Annotated in this window: 17 protein-coding genes; 6 read left to right on the top strand and 11 right to left on the bottom strand. The window is 40.2% G+C overall.

What is annotated here, in order from left to right; translation table 11 throughout:
• The first annotated feature begins 13 nt into the window (after positions 1-13).
• Genes gatC through EHS11_RS15495 form a run of 4 tightly spaced genes read left to right on the top strand, consistent with a single transcriptional unit; the run spans position 14 to position 4269 of the window.
• Positions 14-298 carry an Asp-tRNA(Asn)/Glu-tRNA(Gln) amidotransferase subunit GatC gene (gatC, locus tag EHS11_RS15510; RefSeq protein ID WP_135765274.1) on the top strand — a complete coding sequence of 95 codons (285 nt, stop codon included), beginning with the start codon at positions 14-16 and terminating at the stop codon, positions 296-298.
• Positions 295-1767, top strand: a complete 1473-nt coding sequence (gene gatA, locus EHS11_RS15505; RefSeq protein ID WP_135765273.1) for an Asp-tRNA(Asn)/Glu-tRNA(Gln) amidotransferase subunit GatA — start codon at positions 295-297, stop codon at positions 1765-1767. Before gatC ends, gatA begins: the two co-directional genes overlap by 4 nt.
• Position 1768: 1 nt before the next feature.
• On the top strand, positions 1769-2536 hold the full coding sequence (hisF, locus tag EHS11_RS15500; RefSeq protein ID WP_135765272.1) for an imidazole glycerol phosphate synthase subunit HisF: 768 nt from the start codon (positions 1769-1771) through the stop codon (positions 2534-2536).
• Positions 2533-4269 (top strand): sodium:solute symporter family protein, encoded by a 1737-nt coding sequence (locus EHS11_RS15495; protein ID WP_135765271.1) that lies wholly within the window; start codon positions 2533-2535, stop codon positions 4267-4269. Before hisF ends, EHS11_RS15495 begins: the two co-directional genes overlap by 4 nt.
• A gap of 19 nt (positions 4270-4288) precedes the next feature.
• On the opposite strand, the gene EHS11_RS15490 is transcribed toward EHS11_RS15495, so the two are convergent.
• The 5 genes from EHS11_RS15490 to EHS11_RS15470 are packed head-to-tail and all read right to left on the bottom strand — an operon-like array spanning position 4289 to position 9423.
• Entirely contained in the window at positions 4289-5329 is a 1041-nt protein-coding gene (locus EHS11_RS15490) for an esterase/lipase family protein (protein ID WP_246047939.1), read from the bottom strand.
• A 56-nt stretch (positions 5330-5385) separates the two neighbouring features.
• Positions 5386-6153 (bottom strand): 23S rRNA (guanosine(2251)-2'-O)-methyltransferase RlmB, encoded by a 768-nt coding sequence (gene rlmB / locus EHS11_RS15485; RefSeq protein WP_135765269.1) that lies wholly within the window; start codon positions 6151-6153, stop codon positions 5386-5388.
• Complete coding sequence (gene cysS, locus EHS11_RS15480) at positions 6135-7589, bottom strand: cysteine--tRNA ligase (RefSeq protein ID WP_135765268.1); 1455 nt, start codon at positions 7587-7589, stop codon at positions 6135-6137. The genes rlmB and cysS overlap by 19 nt, the downstream gene beginning before the upstream one ends.
• A gap of 5 nt (positions 7590-7594) precedes the next feature.
• Complete coding sequence (locus EHS11_RS15475) at positions 7595-8563, bottom strand: acetylxylan esterase (protein WP_135765267.1); 969 nt, start codon at positions 8561-8563, stop codon at positions 7595-7597.
• Positions 8564-8565: 2 nt separating this feature from the next.
• Positions 8566-9423: a tetrahydrofolate dehydrogenase/cyclohydrolase catalytic domain-containing protein gene (locus tag EHS11_RS15470; RefSeq protein ID WP_135765266.1), complete on the bottom strand. Its 858-nt coding sequence runs from the start codon at positions 9421-9423 to the stop codon at positions 8566-8568.
• Between the two features lie 55 nt (positions 9424-9478).
• Between EHS11_RS15470 and asnS the strand changes: the two genes are divergently transcribed.
• Both asnS and EHS11_RS15460 read left to right on the top strand, forming a co-directional pair.
• Complete coding sequence (gene asnS, locus EHS11_RS15465; RefSeq protein ID WP_135765265.1) at positions 9479-10783, top strand: asparagine--tRNA ligase; 1305 nt, start codon at positions 9479-9481, stop codon at positions 10781-10783.
• Between the two features lie 58 nt (positions 10784-10841).
• Positions 10842-11645 carry a hypothetical protein gene (locus EHS11_RS15460; RefSeq protein WP_135765264.1) on the top strand — a complete coding sequence of 268 codons (804 nt, stop codon included), beginning with the start codon at positions 10842-10844 and terminating at the stop codon, positions 11643-11645.
• Here the strand turns inward: EHS11_RS15460 and EHS11_RS15455 are convergent.
• The 6 genes from EHS11_RS15455 to EHS11_RS15430 form a co-directional block, all read right to left on the bottom strand.
• Positions 11608-12480 carry a hypothetical protein gene (locus tag EHS11_RS15455; RefSeq protein ID WP_135765263.1) on the bottom strand — a complete coding sequence of 291 codons (873 nt, stop codon included), beginning with the start codon at positions 12478-12480 and terminating at the stop codon, positions 11608-11610. The genes EHS11_RS15460 and EHS11_RS15455 overlap by 38 nt on opposite strands.
• A complete protein-coding gene (locus EHS11_RS15450; protein WP_246047937.1) occupies positions 12477-14477 on the bottom strand; it encodes an ATP-dependent DNA helicase in 2001 nt (666 codons plus the stop codon). Before EHS11_RS15450 ends, EHS11_RS15455 begins: the two co-directional genes overlap by 4 nt.
• 114 nt (positions 14478-14591) lie before the next feature.
• Positions 14592-16184, bottom strand: a complete 1593-nt coding sequence (locus EHS11_RS15445; protein ID WP_135765262.1) for a sodium-dependent transporter — start codon at positions 16182-16184, stop codon at positions 14592-14594.
• Between the two features lie 114 nt (positions 16185-16298).
• A complete protein-coding gene (locus EHS11_RS15440; RefSeq protein WP_109019987.1) occupies positions 16299-16700 on the bottom strand; it encodes a helix-turn-helix domain-containing protein in 402 nt (133 codons plus the stop codon).
• 109 nt (positions 16701-16809) lie between these two features.
• Positions 16810-18330 carry an LIC12015 family putative lipoprotein gene (locus EHS11_RS15435; protein WP_135765261.1) on the bottom strand — a complete coding sequence of 507 codons (1521 nt, stop codon included), beginning with the start codon at positions 18328-18330 and terminating at the stop codon, positions 16810-16812.
• 31 nt (positions 18331-18361) lie between these two features.
• Positions 18362-18676, bottom strand: a complete 315-nt coding sequence (locus tag EHS11_RS15430) for a hypothetical protein (RefSeq protein WP_135765260.1) — start codon at positions 18674-18676, stop codon at positions 18362-18364.
• Positions 18677-18696: the final 20 nt, after the last annotated feature.

Genomic DNA, 18696 nt, shown 5'->3' with positions numbered 1-18696 from the left:
AGGAAAAAGATTTATGGATGAAAAACAGTTAAGGACAATTGCGGGACTTTCAAAACTCAGTATCAATGACAATGAGATCGAAGGTATGTTAGATGACTTTTCCAGAATAGTAAAATACGTGGACGAGATAAAAAATCTGGATACATCCTCCATCGGCGACGATGAAATCTACGGTCAAACAATGCAAGTATTGAGAAAGGACATAGCGGAAAATGCTTTACGCCGCGAAGATCTGGCGAAAATCGCACCTTCGTATGAGAACGGTTATGTTGTTGTTCCGCAGGTAATCGAAACATGAAAGAATTATTCAAATTATCCTATTCAAAAATCAAAGAAGGTCTAGGAAAAGGGGATTTTTCTTCCGTCGATTTGGTAAACTCCTATTACGATCGGATTGATGAGTCGCAACCAAAAATCAAAGCATTTCTTGAAACAAATCGGGAAAAAGCAACTAACCAGGCAAAAATTAGTGATGAGAGAAGAAGATCTGGAAAAACAATTTCCGAATTCGACGGAATCCCTGTCGCAACTAAAGACAATATCTGTGTATCGGGAGAAATCACTTCCTGTTGTTCCAAAATTTTGGAAAACTTCAGATCACCTTATGATGCAACCGTAATTTCAAGATTAAAAGACAAAGGTTTCGTATTTTTACCCAGAACCAATATGGATGAATTCGCCATGGGTTCTTCTACGGAAAACAGCGCATTTCAAACTACCACCAATCCTTTCGATACCACAAGAATTCCCGGAGGATCTAGCGGCGGTTCGGCGGCAGCTGTTTCAGCGGGAATGGTTCCAATTGCATTGGGTTCGGACACAGGAGGATCAATCCGTCAACCGGCTTCCCTATGCGGAATCTGGGGATTGAAACCCACCTACGGAAGAATTTCAAGATATGGTCTGGTTGCATATGCATCAAGCTTGGACCAAATCGGTCCGTTTTCCAATGACATCCAAGGTGTTGTGGATTTGTTTTCGGTATTGAACGGAAGGGACGAAAAAGACCAAACAACCGTTACAGGGAAATCCTTTTCAAGCACAAATGTGAAACCCAAATCATGGAAAGGCGTGAAAGTCGGTGTGATGCCTACGAACAAAGCATCCGATTGGTCGCCAAGCGTTCTCAAAAAATACGAAGATATGAAAAAGAACCTGGAAAAAGAAGGGGCAATTTTAAAAGAATTGGATTTTTCCGTATTCAGCTACTCGATTCCCATTTATTATCTGATTGCAACTGCGGAATGTTCTTCCAACTTATCCAGGTTTGATGGAATCCGTTATGGACTGAGAGTGGAAGGAAGCAGCGGCAAGTTGGAAGATCTATATGTAGAATCCAGATCCAAAGGGTTCGGAGATGAAGTAAAACGAAGAATTCTGTTAGGTACATTTTCCTTGAGTTCCGGTTATTACGATGCTTATTACGGAAAAGCCCAAAAAGCAAGAGTGATGATTCGAAAACAATATGATTCTTTTTTTAAGGAAGTGGATGTAATCTTGCAGCCGACTTCCCCTACAACCGCTTTTAAAATCGGTGAAAAAACAAAAGATCCGATTCAAATGTATCTCGCCGACGTTCTTACAACGAGTGTTAACTTGGCAGGAGTTCCTGCGATCAGTTGTCCTGCAGGTATAGATGAGAACGGACTTCCCATTGGAATGCAATTGACTACGTCCCATTTTGAAGAAGAATCTCTCCTTTCCTTTGCAAGTTCCTTAGCCCAATTGCCTGATACGACAATTACTCTGCCTTCAAAAATTCAATAAGATGGACGAGCTAACCAAACGTGTAATTCCCTGTTTAGATATCAAAGCAGGGAGAGTCGTAAAAGGGGTCAATTTTGTAAACCTTGTGGATGCTGGTGATCCGGTTTCCTGCGCCATTGCTTACGAATCCAATCATGCCGACGAACTTTGTTTTTTGGATATAACAGCATCAAGCGATAAAAGGGATATTTTACTGAATCTTGTGGAAGAAGTTGCGAGTAAAATCTTCATTCCTTTTACAGTCGGTGGGGGAATACGCACGTTAGACGACGTTCGATCTGTATTGAACAAAGGTGCTGACAAAGTTTCCATCAATACAGCCGCATTCCAAAGACCTGCCTTATTAACCGAATCCAGTCAGATATACGGCTCCCAATGTATCGTATGTGCCATCGATTCAAAATACAATCAGGAAAGAAAACGTTTTGAAGTGTATCTGAACGGTGGGCGGACCGAAACAGGAAGAGATGCTTTGGAATGGGGCTTGGAAGCCGCAGAACTGGGAGCAGGTGAAATACTCTTAACATCAATGGACAAAGACGGAACCAAAGACGGATTTGATATAAGTCTACTCAAACAATTCACTTCCAACCTGAGCATTCCCGTAATCGCATCCGGTGGAGCGGGGAATCCCGAACATATGTCCGAAGCGATTCTTCGGGGAGGCGCTGATGCGGTATTAGCCGCATCTATCTTTCATTTCGGAGAGTATTCCATCAAAGAGACCAAACAAACGATGAGAGAGATGGGCATTAAAGTTCGTCTATGATCCTATTTTCTTTTTTTGACACAATTCTTTTTGTTTCTCCCTTCCTAATCATTTTAGGAATATTAGTATATTCTGCAAAACTAAGTAAGCCCAATCTGAAAAACTATTTTCAAGCTGAAGGTAAAATGTCCTGGTTTGTTGCGGGCACTGCAATGGTTGCCACGACCTTTGCCGCTGATACTCCTCTTGCAGTCACTGAAATCGTTCGTAACAACGGTATTTCGGGAAATTGGATTTGGTGGTATATGGCAATCGGTGGATTTGTTACAGTATTCTTTTTTTCCAAGTTATGGAAACGATCCGGCGCCACAACTGACCTCGAGCTGATACAAATTAGATACTCAGGCAAAGAAGCTTTGTATTTAAGAGGATTCAAATCAGTATTTATCGGGCTATTTCTGAATTTAGTGATCTTGGGCTGGGTCAACTTGGCAATGTTAAAGATACTTCAGGTTTTTTTTCCGGAGTATTCCAGCGGACTCCTACTCGCATTACTTTTGTTTATTGGAATTATTTACACTTCAATTGCTGGCCTTCGCGGAATTTCGTATATAGATGTATTTCAGTTTTTTTTAGCCTGGGGAGGGTGTTTGATTTATGCCTGGCAAGTCCTGGATCTTCCCTCTATCGGGGGTTTGTCGGGATTAAAAGACAAATTACCAACCTCTACATTCTATTTTTTTCCATCCTTTACATCAGATTCCGGTTTGCCTTTTGATCATTTTTTGATTATGCTAACCGTCCTTTGGTGGTCAAGTTGGTATCCTGGAGCAGAACCGGGAGGAGGGGGATATATTGCGCAGAGGATTTTATCCACAAGTGATGAAAAATCAGCTTTCAAAAGTTCCTTATGGTTTGTATTCGCCCATTATTTTCTAAGACCATGGCCTTGGATTTTGGTAGCGATCGCATCTCTGATTCTTTTCCCTTTTTTAAGTCCCGAAGAAAGCGGAAAAGGTTTTCTACTGATCTTAAATGAAATTTCATTCCCTGGAATGAAAGGTTTGTTATTAAGTGCGTTTCTTGCGGCCTACTTATCCACACTTGCCACCCATCTCAATTGGGGTGCTTCATATTTGGTAGTCGATCTTTGGAAACCGATTCTCCAAAAATCAAAAGATGATAGTTATTACCTAAAAGTATCTTATTTCATCCAAGTCCTGACTGGCATTTTATCTTTGTTACTTGCACTTTTCGGAATGGATACGATCAAAGGTGCCTGGGTATTTTTACTGGAAGCGTCTTCAGGAATCGGTTTTGTGCTCATAGCAAGATGGTATTATTGGAGGATCTCGGCTTTTACCGAAATTCTGGCGCTCTTTGTCTCACCTTTCTTTTATATAATTTACTCGGTTATCTTAAAAATTCCTTTTCCTTATTCCATTTTGTGCACTTCCGTTTCCAGTGTAATTGTGCTACTTGCAAGCACGAGAATACTTCCAGGAACCTCTCCAACGGTTCTATTAGAATTTTATAATAAAACAAAACCACCGATTCTATTCTGGAAAGGACTTACCAATAAACTATCAACCGAAATACAGCTGAAAGAATATCCGAATCATTTGGTTTATTCTCTTTTGGGGGTATTTTCAGGAATTTTACTGATCTTTAGCGGACTTTACAGCATTCAGTCTTTATTTTGGAACCGGGAGAATTTGGCGGCCTCTTTGATCATATTTCTATTCAGTTTGCCGCTGATGGGAATCTCCATCCGAAAAGCAATCAAAGACTAACATATACTAGCTGGCTAGATTAGGGTAAAGCTAATAGCTCGTCAACGCTCACGATGACTGCTTGGAACAAAGCCAAACTTTTCAAGTCGTCCACATCATTGGTTTGAAATGCCATCATTGAATGATCGTAACCCGTAAACTTCAACTGTTTGCGGGTTAGTCCACCCAAAATCGCACTATTTTCAGGAACAATTCCGTCATTTGCAGAAAAGCCCGGGTTCGTAGAACTTAATATCTGGCAGCCGGTTGCATAATAGAAAGCTTCATTTCCTGAGCATCCGTTTAGTACACCGTAATAAGAAATAAATCTGGAGTTATCCGTTAGGTTGGTATTGATATAATCCAAAGTATCATTTTCCGAACCGTTAATCGTTATTTGACCTGTCCCTTTGTTCGTATGACGAAGATCCTTTCCTCCCAATGTTTCGGTGAGATAAGAAACCAAATTTTTCAGTAACGGATCGTCTGAAAAATTCGGCGTAGCAAAAGGAGATCCGTACTGGGGAGAAGCCAAAGTGACCACCCCGTCGATCATCCCCGATTCATAATCGGAAGACAACATGGCACTTCTGGTAACAATCCCGCCCATAGAATGGGCGATCACTATGATTTTATCGTCCTTTTTGAATGCACTTTTCAAAACCGAAGCGAAATTCTGGCCGTTAAACAAAACACTGCTGGAAGTACGATAAGTATATAGAAACAATTCATACTTATCTTTCGCGGAACTTATATTTTCCTGATAATGAATGATCCCATTCCTAAACGTGTTTTGGATATTTTCAATTTTTTTAGAATCACCCGGAACCGGATCCGAATCTCTTTCTGCCGGATTCCATCCGTGAATGAAAATAATTTTAGGTCGTCCGTTGTTTTTTTCGGAAAAATAAGAATCTATGAATTGTTCATTTTTTAAATTTCTGGACGTAGCGGGAAGGAATTGAAAAAGTTTGTGATTCGGATTGGAGATCAATCCCAGGGCAGCTAACAAAAAGAAACGATTCGAATCTTTATCCGTTTCAAATTCCTTTTTATAAAAATCGTAGATACATTGATTCAAAAAACATAAACTAAAAAAAAGAAATATAAAACGTTTCAGATACATATGTGAAACTCTCAACCATTTACAACTCTATCTAAAGTAATACCACATGCCACCACAACATTCAAGGAAGATACCGATCCGTGAAGTCCGATTCTCGCAATATAATCGGAATTTTCCAGAAGTATCTTTTTGACACCTTCTCCTTCATTTCCCAATATAATCGCCAAATTTTCGGGCTCAGGCAACGTTTCCCAGATTTCTTCAGAACCTTCCTCGTCAGTCGCCATGATCCAATATTCATTTTTCTTTAAATACTCAAGGCTTTGAGCTAAATTAGAAACTCTGAATATATTCAAATGGTGAATGGCACCTGCGGAAGATTTTTCCACAACGGGAGTAATAGGACTTGTGTCCCGATCTGACATTAGAACGTGCTTCACTCCGAAACACTCTGCCGTTCTCAGAATATTTCCCAAGTTTCCCGGATCTTGGATCCGGTCCAAAATCAGAATCGGACCTTCTCCCGATTCTACAGCCGATTTAAACTGTTCCCAACTCTGCGACTGAAACGACTTTTGTTTGGTCCGAATGATCACGTATCCCTGGTGATTTTTATCACTGGCGATCCTATCCAATTCTCTTCCACTTACAGTCGTTATCTTTATGTTGGGGGGAACAAAAGTTTGAATCTTTCTTTTTTCTTCCAGGTTAAAGGAATCTTTGATCAAAATCTCTTTGATCGTTTTTACCCCTTTTTCAGGAACCATCTTTTCCAATGATTCGAGGAATTCATAAAAATTCCTTTTTCCAAAGAGTATGTCTACTGGACTTTTTTCCACTGAGTGATTCCTTCTTTTGTATCTAATAACTGAATTCCGCGGGAACTAAGTATATTACGAATTTCATCCGCTCTTGCAAAATTTTTATTTTTTTTCGCAAGTCCTCTTTCTTCCACGAGCCTATTGATTTCATTTTCCTCTTCCGAACTAAGTGCTTGCATTTCCTTTTCAAAACTCAACACACCCAAAAGGGAGTCCACAAATAGAAAATAATAAACCAGTTCCAAATGATCATTGCCAGTCCAAAGATTCTTATCATAGGATTGATTGATTTCTTTGATAAATTCGAACATAGAACCCAAAGACTTGGGAAGATTGAGATCATCACAAAACCCGGTTTCAAATTCATTCAATGCCTGAACGATTTTCTGATTTTCAATCTTTGTTTTTAAAGTTTGAATATTTACGGCTGCTGGCTTCTCGTAAACATAATCCAAAACTTCGAGAACTCGAAACAAAGTGGTTTGGATTCTCTCCAAAGTTTGTTTCGCTTCTTCCAGCTTTGCCAAAGAAAAATTAAGTTTGGATCTGTAATGAGAGGAGATTAACAAATAACGGATTTGTTTTTTATCGTATCCTTTTTCCAAAATATCGCGTAATGTAAAAAAATTTCCCTTACTCTTGGACATTTTTTCACCTTCGACTAATAAGTGTTCACAATGAAGCCAGGTTGTTACGAACTCTTCTTCCGGGTAAGCACCTTGCGATTGTGCATGTTCATTTTCATGATGGGGGAACAGTAAATCAATCCCGCCGGTATGAATGTCCACTCCCGATCCGTATACTTTCCGAATCATCGCGGAACATTCCAAATGCCAGCCAGGTCTGCCTTTTCCGAGATCGGTATCCCAAGATTTTTCACCGTCTGATTTTTGATTTTTCCAAAGTACGAAATCACGAACATCGTCTTTTTCATATTCGTCGGCATCGTTTCGAACACCTGATTTCATCCCGGCTACGTCGATTTTGGACAATTCACCGTATCCTTTAAACTTCTGAATGGAATAGTAAAGGCTTCCGTCTTTTTCATAAACAAGTCCATTGTTTTGTAAACGGTGAACCAAATCGACCATATCTTCAATGGATTCGGTTGCTTTCGGATAATGTTCCAATTTCTGAATATTCAAAGATTCTAAATCTTCGAAAAAAGATTTTGTCCAGGGAGCGGTGATTTCTTCTACGGAAAGTTTCTTTTCAATCGACGCATTAATGATCTTATCATCAATATCGGTTATATTCATTGATTGATCCAAAACATACCCTTCCGAAAGAAGAGCCCGCCTGAGAATGTCCACAAAAAGAAAGGATCTGATGTTTCCTAAATGTGCAAAATTATAAACGGTAGGACCGCAGGAATAGATTTTAACCCGATTCGGATCCTTGGGAAGGAACGGTTCTTTTTTCCCTGATTTGGAATTATAAAACTGAAATGACATAGATTCTAAAGCTGAAAGATTTCTTTTACAAATTCGATATTTACCAACGGCTGTTTTTCTTTTCCAGCTTCATTGCCTTCCGTAGGATAAATCTGCATTCTCTTATCACAATTCATATGATTGAATAACGCAAAAATCGCCTTAGGATGAGAAAGACTGTCTTCCATTCCACAAGTAAATAAGGCGGGTATTTTTATCTTTTTGGCAAAATAAACAGCATCGAAGTAGGCCAGTTCTTTTTTATAATCTATCTTTTTCGTTGCCCGCTTTTCCAAACTAGGAGCCATTTCCCTGACCCAAGCATTGGATTTCAAAGAAAGTTGATCTTTGTCAATATAACAAAAAGAAGGTGTTTCTAAAATCAGACCTTTGATTCTGTCGGTAAATGCAGCACCAAACACAGACAATGCGGAGCCGAGCGATTTTCCGTGAAGGATGATCTGATCTCCATCGATTCCGTCGCTCAAACGCAGGAACTCGATGGTTCGAATCACGTCCAAGTAGAGTTTTCTCATATAAAAATCTTCTTTCGAATCGAGGCCGGTTGCAAAATAATTTGGGGACCAGTTTGGCAGTTTGTTTCCTGTATTCGGATCAATCGGAGCTTGGATCATTTCTTCTCCATGCCCGCGCAATGTGATATGAAGCTGCGCCACTCCCAAATCCGAATAACCTTTCTGAATTTCTTCTTCAGGCGCGAGATAATCATGAAAAAAAACAACAACCGGCCGATCTCCTCTTTTTCTGGGGATGGCAAGTTTTCCGTGTATCGTATAGTTTCCAATTCCCTGGAAACTAACATCGTTTAGCGATTCCCAGATAAAACTACCTTTCAAAACGGTTTTATAAGTCGCTTTGATCGGAACTTTTTTTAATTCTTGGAAACCTTCCTTCCAAAAAGATTCCAAATCACTTGGAGGATCCAGTTTGGGAAAAGTTTGAAAACATTCATCGAAACTAATTGGTTGTGGCATTTTTATCCGGCTAACGGTGGTGAAAATTTTCCCTGATAGGAATATAAAGTCTGGAGCAGCAACACTGCTATCGTCATCGGCCCGACTCCGCCGGGAACCGGTGTATAATAAGAAGACTTATCCTTTGCGACTGAAATTTGAATGTCTCCCACATTGCCCACATTATAACCGGCATCAAGCAATACTGCTCCCTCTTTGATCCAATCCGCTTGGATGAATTCGGGTTTTCCCACGGCACCGACCACTATGTCCGCTTGTTTCACAAGTGCGGGAAGATCTTTTGTTTTGGAATGACAGAGTGTAACTGTTGCATCCAGATTGGTCAACATGACCGCCATCGGTTTACCAAGGATAGGTGATCGACCTACTACTACCGCGTGTTTGCCTGCAATTTCAATTCCGTATTCCTGCAAAAGCAAAATCATTCCGTAAGGAGTGCATGGAAAATAAGCGGCCTTATTCATGGAAAGTTTTCCGAATGAATTGGTAGTCACACCATCTACATCTTTTTCAGGCAAGATTGCATCAAAACAAGCCCGCTCGTCAATCCCATGGGAAACCGGGTGTTGTAAAAGGATACCGTGAACGGAAGGATCGTCATTCAATTTATTAATTTCAGCTAACAACTCTTCAGTGGTTGTCGCTTCGGGAAGGCGAACGGATTTGGAAAGAATTCCCACTGCATGGCACGCCTTTACCTTCATGCTTACATAGGTTTCGGAAGCCGGGTTGTCACCGACTAGAATGGTGGCCAGAGTCGGAGGGTTTTTACCTGGGCCTCGTTTTTTAAGTTCATTTGCGATTCCGTCTTTAATCTTTGCGGAAATCGCTTTACCGTCGAGTAGGGTGGGAGATTTCATTCAGTTAAGTTCAAAATTTCAAAGAAAATCGAACTGGCAAACAGAAAAACCATCCATGTCCCATACTTCGACAACGCTCGCAGAAAATACTCCGCCTATCTCCTCATCATTCCAAGAAGTCCTTGGCTGGGTTCACGGAATCCGAGGAAACAACCATGTGCAATTCCTTCAATTCAGAACCAATGGAAAGATCATCCAAGTTGTCATAGAAAAGGAAAAATTGGGGGAAGAAACCTTCAAATTCCTAAAAACCATCCCGCAGGAGACTTCCTTACGGATTTTAGGCTATCATTCGGAAAATCCCAAAGCTCCCGGGGGAAAGGAATTGGTGCTTGAGTCCTTTGACATCATCGGAGCCTCCGGAAACTATCCGATTACCCCCAAAGAACACGGACCGGATTTTTTGCACAACCACCGGCATCTTTGGCTCCGTTCCAAACGACAAATAGCGATCCTGAAAGTCCGATCAGAGCTTTCCTTCGCCATCCGTGAATTTTTCAGAAACGAAGAATACACTTTGATCGATACTCCGATTCTAACCGGTTCCGTAGGCGAATCAGCAGGGACCTTATTTTCCACAGAATATTTTGACTTAGGACAAGCTTATCTGGCCCAGACAGGACAACTCTATTTGGAAACCGCCGCTTTTTCCCATTCCAAAGTATACTGCTTCGGCCCTACATTCCGAGCGGAAAAAAGCAAAACCAGGAGACATCTGACCGAATTTTGGATGTTGGAAGCGGAAACCGCATTTCTGAACAACGAAGAAAATATATCCTTCCAGGATCGTTTCATCCGAACCCTTGTTGAAACTGTTGCAAAGAGATGCCTACCTGAATTGCAAATCCTAGAGAGAGATGTAGATTCCTTGTTTGCCTCCGTCCGAACTTTCTTTCCCAAAATCAACTATTCAGAAGCAATTTCCATCTTACAATCCAAAGGGGAAACTATAGAATGGGGAGAAGATATCAATGCGGAAAGAGAAGCGATTCTCACTGAACATTTCAAAAGCGCATTGTTTATTAAAAATTATCCCCGTGCCATCAAAGCTTTCTATATGAAACAAAATCCGGAAGACCTAAGAACGGTTCTTTGTGCGGATTTAATAGTACCTGATGTGGGTGAAATCATAGGCGGATCGGAAAGAGAAGAAAGTTACGATAAAATTGTAGAGCGGATCAAAGAAGAAAACCTACCGATTGAATCTTATGATTGGTATTTGGACCTTCGTAAATTCGGCTCAGTTCCCCATTCCGGCTTTGGAATGGGCCAAGAACGCATTTTAGCATGGATTTGCGGACTTCCCCATGTAAGAGAATGCATTCCTTTTCCGAGAATGATTTACAGACTACATCCTTAAAAATTTATTTCAGGGAATCGCTACAAAAAAGCCGATCATCTCCATAGCGAGGTGATCCATGGCGCAACAAGCAACACAAGTTCAAAACCTTACTATCGAGCAAGAAGCGTGGGATCTGTTCGAAGTTGGTTCCAATGAAGAAGTCCTTTATTTGGCAAAAAACAACCCTAGTAATCATTATCTACAACATCTTAGTTTCCTAGCGTTCTTTGAAGTGTCCGGGAAAAATATAAATCCCAGCCCTAAAGGAATTTCAGTTTTATCTCCAATGGTGGAGGCGCTGGTAAACTTCGGAATGGGAAAAGACAAAGAGGCAGCAAAGCAGGTTTCTCTTTATTTCAATTCGGGAAGCTCTCCTATCTGTTATGCGATTGTAAATCTGGCTCTCAAAATTTACTTCAGATCGGAAAACTTTGCGGAAGCAAAATCGATCCTAAGCGCCTACAAAAAGAAATACAACGATACAACCTTTATCAAAGAAGAAATCACAAGCACTTACCACTTACGAAAATACGAAGAAGTGATCAAATTGTTTCGTGAAAACATCAAACTTCTGAATGACTTGGAAATGCACAAGATGGTAGGGATGTCCTTGTTGTTTTTGGACCGCCATAAGGAAGCGAATGTAATCTTTGAAAACATTCCGGGAAAATTGCAACTTCCCAGTTTTGAGGAAAAAAAATCCTCTTACTCGCTTGTATTTTCCAGAATCAGCAATCTGGAAAGCCACGTTTCCGAATTAACCGCAAGAGAATTGGAAGATATGGGATTTGCTTATCTATTCCACGGAGAATACGAAAAAGCGGAGAAAACCTTTCTATCCCTTACTTCGAAACTAAAATCATCACTTTGCAACGTGTAAGATTCTTTCTTGAATCAGGGTGGCTAAGCAATTTAGCCACCTCATCACTTGGTAAAATCAAATCGGTCTGATTTTTGCCAGCCAATCCCAAAGCCAAAACGAAAAAGGGATTTTTCCCCACTCTCTTTTCCAAATAACGTTCGTTATTATCAGTTCTGTAGATTACGTAACCAGTTTCGATTGCATAGGATTCTTTTACATACACTGGTGAATAAATATCAAGGCCTCTGTCCGATTGAATCTTAGGAAACAGGGACTGACGCAAATCCAAATGTCTCGCATCGACTACAAGGCCCGAAAAAGCAACAGGAAGCACGGATTCGTTGAAAACAGGAATCTCTTCCGTTCCGTATTCCATAGGGAGATAAGCAAGTAACCCTTGTTTTGTTGCCAAATGAAGGCTGGCTTTTGATTCCAAAATATTTTTTTTAGGTTGAAAATCATAAGTTTCTTTTTCTTCACTGATAAAGGAATTGATTCGAGTTCGCACGGAAGGATTACTTCCCGAATATTCAAATAAAGTATAATCCGAATTTAAAAATAAGGACTCTATCCTTTGGCTGAGCCTCATTCTTAGTTTCTCTTTCGCTTTTTTGCGGGCAAGTAAATCCGATCTGCCTTTGTTCGTTGCAGTTCCCGGTTTTCCAAAATCGGGATCATCCTCATCAAAGACGATTTTCGGCAAAGGTTCGTTGATTTTTGCAGTGACAGTCAATTCATACCAATTGATTTCGGTTTGAAAAAAATCCCTGTCTACGGAACTTTCCGCATAACCGGAAAAGGATCCTACACATAGAATCGTAAAGATTGTCAGAACAAAACTTTTTCTATTCATACTTTCATCTTCGGTAGATTGTTGAATTTTCTTTCCAGATCCGGGAATTCCGTTACAACGGGAACACCTTTAGGAAGACTTTGGATTACATTTTTGCCATAGGATTTCGTATGTACCCTTGGATCCAAAATGCTTACCATCCCAGTATCAAAAGAAGAACGGATCAATCTTCCGAATCCTTGGCGGAGGAGTAAGCAGGTTTTAGGTACCTGCATTTCCCAAAAAGGACTTTTTCCCTCTTTTTCCATATCCTCCATTTTCGCCTGCAAAACAGGCTCTGTAGGAACCTGAAAGGGAAGCTTGGTGATGATAACATTTCTTAGTTTGTCACCTTTGATATCGATTCCTTGCCAAAAACTGGAAACTCCGAATAATACGCTTTGGCTCGTCTGCATAAATTCCCTTTTTGCCTGGATCGGTCCCAGATGGACTTGGGAAAAAAGAGGGAAATCCAGTTTGTCCACCAGATCTTCGTAAACTTCATTCAACAGTTTATTGGAAGTGAATAATACGAAAGCGTCTCCCTTCGATAAGTTGATCAGTTTTTCAACCCAAAAACTAACATCAATTTTATTTCGGCGGGGGTCCGAAACAGGATCCGCTACCTGTTTTGGAACGAATAAAACCGAATGTGTGTTATATGCAAATGGAGAAGCGAGAGTTTTCGTTTGCACATCCTTTGTTCCGATCTCTTTCAGGAAATATTGAAAATTTCCGGGAGTGGGGGACAAAGTTGCCGAAGTCATTACAACCGATTCCATATTAGGGAAAAGGGATTTGGACAAAATCTCTTCCGTATTTTTGGGTTGGGAATACAAATGATAATAACGGTCTTTTGCGGTCTGGTTCGGAGCTTCTATCCAAAATACCAAATTGGAATTCTTTTTCGTACGAAACTCTTCCACAAAAGCAGCGGCCTTTTTTGTTTGCGTGCCTACCATTTCCAAAGCCAAGGCGATTTCTTTCTCATCGTTATCATCGCTGTCTTTTTTATACTTTTCCAACATTCCCAAACAGATTTCGGAAAGATCGTACAAAGAATCTTCCAAAGCACCGTCGTCCGCTTTGATTCGGGCAGTATGTCGGAAGGAAAATTGAAAATTCATAGGAATTTCAGAAAATAGCAATCGGAAAAAATCGGAAGCGTAACTCTCCGCCTTTTGAATGGCATCTGCGACGATATCTTTCTTTTTGTCAGGAAGTTTGGAAGCAAAGCCGGTTTTCTTTTCAGGATGGTAAAGATAATGAAGTAGGTTGATCAATAGTTCATATTTCAATTCGGAACCGAATGCTTTTCCAACTGCCTCGGGAAAAGAATGCGCTTCATCGATCACCAAATGTTGGAAAGGCGGTAGAATCCGAAAATCCCCTGCCAAATGACTCGCCAGCAAATGGTGATTAATGATAAGTATATTCGCTTTTTTCCATTTTTCTTTTTCCAAAAAATAATAAGAAGAGGAAAAATTGGGACAATTTCTCGACAAACAATTCTCAGACTCCCGACCTATGGAATTCCAAAAAGATCCGGAGACAAAACCTTCATATTCGGAACGAATTCCGGTTTCCGTTGTCCTTTCCCATTTTACGAACTGATCGATTTCTTTTTCCATTTCCGGACCGAAATCTCCTCGGTCCATGATCTTGCCGTATTTTCTTTTACAAAGATAATTATTTGCTCCCAAAGCTACATGAGCGCGAACTTCCTGCCCAATTGCTTCACTCACAAGTGCTATGTCTTTTTTTAAGATCTGATCTTGTAATGATTTTGTTTCCGTGGAAATGGCAACGATACAATCATTTTCAATGGAGTAGAGTGCGGCAGGAATCAAATAGGCGAGGGATTTTCCAACTCCTGTTCCCGCCTCGACTGCCAAAGATTCCCCTTTCGACAGAGCTGACTCTACAGCCACAGCCATGGAAACTTGTTCCGGTCTCGCTTCATAATCTTTCCAGAGTTTGGGTAAGGATTTTGCAAATATATCTTGGGTATTGGACAAATTATTCCCTATTTTTAACTAAATGATAAATACAATAAATACAAATCGAACAAACAAGTACAATCGAAGTGAACATGATTAGTATACCTTGCCAAGTCATAACTACCGGTTCATTCATACAGGATTTTCCTCGCTTTTCTTAGACAGTGCGCGACTTACCGTAAAATACAGTAGTATGAAAACCGCAACCAGACCCAAGACCACATAACGCGCAATATAGGCCTTTGTTTCCGCATCGGTTACGCTTTCACCCTTGTTCGAAGCAATCTGACCCATTTTTTCCGGACTCATCTTGTCCAGATACTCGGGCAGGTTCATGTAACAAAAGGAGATAAATACAAATAACAGAAACCAAGGAGTGACGTACTTCATCAAAAACCGAATGCTTCCCGGAAAAGGTATCAGGGATCCCTGGTTGGCATCGTTTACTCCCCGATCCACTCCGATTTTAAAATAGAACACGAAAATTTGAATCGATGCGAGTATATAGATCATAATCGTTCCAATATAAAAATCAGCAATATCAAGTGCGGTGAAATCCTTGTTAAAGTAAACGATCGGCAAACAAAGGCTAAATGTAAACAAAAACAAAATGAAGGAAGATTTTCTTTTACTGAAGCCGAAACCTTCTTCTAAAAACAAAATTCCCGGCTGTAACATGGTAATGGAAGAGGTGAGTGCGGCAAGAAAAAGTACAAGATACCAAAGAGCACCGAAAAGATTCCCTCCCGGCATCATACTAAATACGGCCGGAAGTGCTATAAAACCCATTCCGAAAGTTCCGAAGGAAGTAACAGTCGCTCCCAAAAAAAGGAACGCTACAGGAATGGTAATCATACCACCAAACACTACTTCAGCGAATTCATTGAGGGATGCGGACGATAAACTGGACAACACAACATCGTCTTTCTTCTTCAAAAAACTTGAGAATACGAGTGCGATACCGAACCCGGTGGAAAGTGAAAAGAAAATCTGACCCGCTGCATTGATCCAAACCTTAGGCTCCTTTAGAGTAGACCAATCCGGATTCCACATAACGGCGAGACCGGATTCTATTCCAGGTATGGTTAATACGCGAATAAGTACGATCGTAGAACAAATTCCCATAAGTGGCATTGCGAGTTTGGCAAATGCTTCCAGTCCTTTGGAAAGTCCGCGGTACACCAAATAAAAATTAAATGCGAAACAGAGTAAAAAAAAGATAAGAATGGAACTTTCGAATGAGGCTCCATTTTCCTTAGCACCCGTTAGATTTAGGAAAAAATCGGATGATTGCGAAATGATTTCTTTTTGTTCCGCTAAATTTCCCGCAGCAGTTCTGCCCAAATCAAGCCCGCCGATTAAAAAATAATAAACGTAAGCAAGGCACCAGGATTCGATGAATACGTAATATACATAGATCATCACGGGGATCATGACCCCGATGGTTCCCGTGATCTTCAAAGAATATCCTTTCAAATATTCTTTGAAGATAAAAGGAGAACTATGCCCGTGTTTCCCCCCCATCCTTCCCATTGTCCATTCTGCCAAACAAACAGGAATGCCTAGCACAATGAAGCTGATGATATAGGGAACCATAAAGGCACCACCACCGTTTTGGACAGCTTGTCCCGGAAAACGTAGGAAATTGCCAAGACCTATGGCACCGCTAGCAACCGCGAGTATGAGCCCGATTCGGGTGGCCCATCCATCATGAGAAGAATTCATCAAGGACTATAAGAAGTGAAGGAAGGTATGTGACAAAATCTTTTTCAAAAGATTTTGGAAAAAGCAGAAGCAGGAAGGAAATTCCGACCTGCTTATATTTTTAGCTAGTTGTAACTATTTTGATGCAAGGAAAAGATCGCCCTTTTCCATCTTAAGCACTTTGGAAACCAGAGTTTTAAAATCTTCCGGCGGTTCCAAAAGCCCAAGTTCTACCTTGGAAAGAAAAGGAGTCGAAACTTTTAATTTCTTAGCAAAATCATATTGTTTGATTCCCATCTCTCTTCGGACAGCCCAAAGTTTATTCTTCAATCCATTGGCAAATTCAGGATAGATGTCTTCCACGAGATTCTCGTTAAAAAGCTTGTCCACAGATGTCTTTAGATACTTAGCACATGAGGTTTTGAATTTTTCCGTAGGCTCTTGAGCACCTGTTTCGATTTTTGATAAATAACTCGGAGAAACGCCGAGAGCGCGAGCCATATCATACTGTTTAACTCCGCGCTTTTTACGCAGCATATAAATGTGATTATTCATTTTACCCTCTAGCTTACAGACTAGGTCTAAAGTAACAAAAAACAAGAAAAAAATTTAATAAAAAATTTATTTTCCTGTTTATCATAAACTCTTATAATGTAACTTCTTTTAAGCGATCTTGGGCTACTTTTAAGTTGTAAGTAGTCTTAAGACCGGAGATTTTTTGCTCTACAAACGCGTTCCTTTGCGCCCCTTCCATCTCAGACTTGATTCTTTCCCGAACTTGTGCATAACTCTGAGTGACTCTATTCTGAGGATTTTTGGGATCTGGAGTGGAATAGGCATAAAGTTTACCAGCTTCGTAGGAATCTCGTAGCTGTTGTTCCGTCACGTTTACAGGTACAGATTTCACTTCGTCTTGGAATGCTTTCAATGCAAGTGAAACCCGCATCTTGTCCAATTGCATCTGGTAGCTCGTTTCTTTGGAAATTTTTTGAACGTCAGGGGATTCTTGTGCAATTTTTCCCTGCAATAAGGTGGATTGAAAGAGGTTTAGCATATCCCATATTTTTAATTTAGAATCTTTGTATTCTGATTTCAAAGCATTTGGGACGGATGCAAAATCATTTTCCAAATCTTTCCAAGTATAAGTGGACTTGTCCTTCTTGGTATAGAGAACCAAATCCGGTCCGTAGTTTTTTGGATCAATCCCTTCCGGGCCAAAAACAGGAGGAATCGGATTCACTTCAATTCCGCTAACTTCTTTTAAACGAGTCATTTCCTTTTGGTATAAGCCTTGTTCGAATTGTTTTAGGGTATGTTGTGCAAACTGTTGTCCCTTTTCTTCCAAATTCCCTTCAGTAAAATAGCTGATTGCGTTTTTAGTTTCTTCATCGGGAGTAATGGATGCACCATATTTGGTTGCTTCTTCTTTGAAATCTTCAAATACGGAAGTCAGATATTTTACAACTCTTTCGGGGTGGACCTTTTCTTCTCCGGTAATACGCACCAGATAAATGATTTGGTTTTCTTTTTCTTTACTGTATTTTACGAACTGTCCTTTTTTAACTTTCCTCGCTTCCGAAATAATATCTTCCAAAGGAGTGATGCTGCAATTTACACAGAAGGGTTCTAATTTTCCGCCCACAGGTTTTCGGGTTACATCAGCAGTATTTTCAGAGATCAGTTTGCCTGCTTCGGATTTGGATGCAGAGTTCAATTTAGAAAGTAGTTCGTCCGCTTTTTTCTCATTCTCGGCAGGGTTCGCACCTCGAATCAAAGTAATTTGTAAATCTACAAATTCGAGAGGTTTTGTTTTAACCGCTTCCTTTGTATATTCACGCATATAAACATTGAATTTTAAAAAATCGGCTACTAGTGCTTCTATTTTTTTTACATCGGCAGGATCTACTTTTTTGGATTGAATCCCATCTAAGAGTAGAATTTTTTCAAGAGCGATGCTTTCCAAAATCTTCAATTGGATATCGGGACTGACTGGTTGCGATTCAGCTTGTCCTCTTTTGGAAGCTTCAATCACAAAGTTCATTTCTCCGCGAGTTACGGTTCCGCCATCATACGTAGCTAGAATTTCAGAGTCACCGGAACACTGAACTAAACTTAGGGTGCTTATCCCTATCAATAGATAAGCCAAAAAATATTTTTTAAAATTCATTCGATTTCCTTTTATTTTAAATGAGAAAAGATCAATATTTGCGAACCGGTTTATCGGTTTTCTTTTTATCGGAAGAGGGGATTTCAGTTTCGGAGGAAGAGATAAAATTTTCTTTGGGGGATTTGTCCAGTTTCCCGGAAAGACTGTCAGGTATCTGGGAAATGGAAATTTTCAAAATTTCAGATTTTTGCTCTTCCAATTTTTGCATTTCTGCTTGGAATGATTCCCGTAAAATAGGGGAATACTCCCGATCTTCCGCGATGCGATCCGTGAGTTTTTTTAATTCCACACCATCACGCTCAATTTCCTCTAATTTTTTAAAGAGATGAGCTACTTTTGCCTTCAAACTTGGGTCTCCATCCAAAA

The organism is Leptospira ilyithenensis (genome assembly GCF_004771005.1).
In the GTDB taxonomy this organism is placed as follows: Bacteria; Spirochaetota; Leptospiria; order Leptospirales; family Leptospiraceae; genus Leptospira_A; species Leptospira_A ilyithenensis.
Note: the sequence above shows the minus strand (reverse complement) of the source record. Positions and strands in the feature narration are given on the sequence as shown.

Coding starts and splice junctions, on each gene's coding strand:
- gatC (WP_135765274.1), top strand. CDS start 14: ATGGATGAAAAACAGTTAAGGACAATTGCGGGACTTTCAAAACTCAGT.
- gatA (WP_135765273.1), top strand. CDS start 295: ATGAAAGAATTATTCAAATTATCCTATTCAAAAATCAAAGAAGGTCTA.
- hisF (WP_135765272.1), top strand. CDS start 1,769: ATGGACGAGCTAACCAAACGTGTAATTCCCTGTTTAGATATCAAAGCA.
- EHS11_RS15495 (WP_135765271.1), top strand. CDS start 2,533: ATGATCCTATTTTCTTTTTTTGACACAATTCTTTTTGTTTCTCCCTTC.
- cysS (WP_135765268.1), bottom strand. CDS start 7,589: ATGTCATTTCAGTTTTATAATTCCAAATCAGGGAAAAAAGAACCGTTC.
- EHS11_RS15475 (WP_135765267.1), bottom strand. CDS start 8,563: ATGCCACAACCAATTAGTTTCGATGAATGTTTTCAAACTTTTCCCAAA.
- EHS11_RS15470 (WP_135765266.1), bottom strand. CDS start 9,423: ATGAAATCTCCCACCCTACTCGACGGTAAAGCGATTTCCGCAAAGATT.
- asnS (WP_135765265.1), top strand. CDS start 9,479: ATGTCCCATACTTCGACAACGCTCGCAGAAAATACTCCGCCTATCTCC.
- EHS11_RS15460 (WP_135765264.1), top strand. CDS start 10,842: ATGGCGCAACAAGCAACACAAGTTCAAAACCTTACTATCGAGCAAGAA.
- EHS11_RS15455 (WP_135765263.1), bottom strand. CDS start 12,480: ATGAATAGAAAAAGTTTTGTTCTGACAATCTTTACGATTCTATGTGTA.
- EHS11_RS15445 (WP_135765262.1), bottom strand. CDS start 16,184: ATGAATTCTTCTCATGATGGATGGGCCACCCGAATCGGGCTCATACTC.
- EHS11_RS15440 (WP_109019987.1), bottom strand. CDS start 16,700: ATGCTGCGTAAAAAGCGCGGAGTTAAACAGTATGATATGGCTCGCGCT.
- EHS11_RS15435 (WP_135765261.1), bottom strand. CDS start 18,330: ATGAATTTTAAAAAATATTTTTTGGCTTATCTATTGATAGGGATAAGC.